This is a genomic window from Thermosipho japonicus (assembly GCF_014201655.1).
In the GTDB taxonomy this organism is placed as follows: Bacteria; Thermotogota; Thermotogae; order Thermotogales; family Fervidobacteriaceae; genus Thermosipho; species Thermosipho japonicus.
This window is the reverse complement of sequence record NZ_JACHEX010000009.1, coordinates 1-1751: the sequence shown is the minus strand read 5'-3', so window position 1 is coordinate 1751 and position 1751 is coordinate 1. Positions and strand designations below refer to the sequence as shown.

Here is a 1751-nt window from a genome sequence, read left to right as displayed (position 1 = left end):
CAGCCACTCAAAAATGGATAGCAGTCCTGATTATTTTTTACTCCTTAGAAAGGAGGTGATCCAGGCGCACCTTCCGGTACACCTACCTTGTTACGACTTCGCCCCCCTCGCCAGCCTCGCCCTCAATAGGCCTCCCCCTTCCGGTTGGAGTACCCATCTTCGGGCGCTGCCAACTCGGGTGGCGTGACGGGCGGTGTGTACAAACCCCGGGAACGTATTCACCGCGGCGTGGCTGATCCGCGATTACTAGCGATTCCGGCTTCATGCAGGCGGGTTTCAGCCTGCAATCCGAACTGAGAGTGGGTTTAAGGGTTTCGCTCACCATCGCTGGCTCGCTTCCCGCTGTCCCACCCATTGTAGCGCGTGTGTCGCCCAGGGCATAAGGGGCACGAGTATCTGACGTCATCCCCTCCTTCCTCCGGCTCGTCGCCGGCAGTCCCCTTAGAGTGCCCGGCCGAACCGCTGGCAACTAAGGGCAGGGGTTGCGCTCGTTGCGGGACTTAACCCAACACCTCACGGCACGAGCTGACGACGACCGTGCACCACCTGTGCTGGCTCCCGTGACTAACGCCACAGGTCCCTCCCCTTTCGGGTCAGTACCACCAGCATGTCAAGCCCTGGTAAGGTTCTTGGCTTAGCGTCCAATTAAACCACACGCTCCACCGCTTGTGCGGGGTCCCGTCAATTCCTTTGAGTTTCACCCTTGCGGGCATACTCCCCAGGCGGCCCACTTATCGCGTTAGCTTCAGCACGGAGGAATTACTCCCCCACACCTAGTGGGCATCGTTTACGGCTAGGACTACCCGGGTATCTAATCCGGTTTGCTCCCCTAGCTTTCGGGCCTCAGCGTCAGGAACGGCCCAGGAGACCGACTTCTCCACCGGCGTTCCTGCTGATATCTACGGATTTCACCCCTACACCAGCAGTTCCGTCTCCCTCTACCGTCCTCAAGCCGTGTAGTTTCCAGCGCAGTCCCACGGTTGAGCCGTGAGTTTTCACACCGGACTTCCACGGCCGCCTACGCCCCCTTTACGCCCAGTAAATCCGGGTAACGCTCGCCCCCTACGTATTACCGCGGCTGCTGGCACGTAGTTAGCCGGGGCTTTCTAGCGGGATACCGTCATCAGTGAGGCTTTCCACTCCTCACCTTATTCGTCTCCCACCACAGCGGTTTACACCCCGAAGGGCTTCGTCCCGCACGCGGCGTCGCTGGATCAGGCTTTCGCCCATTGTCCAAAATCCCCCACTGCTGCCTCCCGTAGGAGTAGGACCCGTGTCTCAGTGCCCTTGTGGCCGGCCATCCTCTCAGACCGGCTACCCGTCGTCGGCTTGGTGAGCCGTTACCTCACCAACTACCTGATGGGTCGCAGGCCCCTCCCTCAGCAGAGCACTAGCTCCCTTTCTTCCTGCCTACTTGTAGGTAGGAACGTATGGGGTATTAGCTGAGGTTTCCCCCAGTTATCCCCCTCTGAGGGGTAGGTCACCTACGCGTTACTCACCCGTCCGCCGCTCAGTCTACTGGCTTCCTCCCCGAAGGGATTCCACCAGCAGCTTCGCTCGACTTGCATGTGTAAGGCACGCCGCCAGCGTTCACCCTGAGCCAGGATCAAACCCTCCATGAATGTCTATTCAACACCCATTTCAGATTTAACTCTGACTCTTCTTCCTCAGGACTGCTATCCATTTTTCAATGACCCCTCGCCCAACGCGTCTTCTAATTTACCACGTTTGTAACTCTTAGTCAAGTTACA

1 rRNA gene is annotated in these 1751 nt (G+C 58.5%); it reads right to left on the bottom strand.

The features are described 5' to 3' along the window. Nucleotides 1-48: 48 nt before the first annotated feature. Nucleotides 49-1622: ribosomal RNA gene (locus tag HNP65_RS09665) — 16S ribosomal RNA — on the bottom strand. Between the last annotated feature and the right edge of the window lie 129 nt (nt 1623-1751).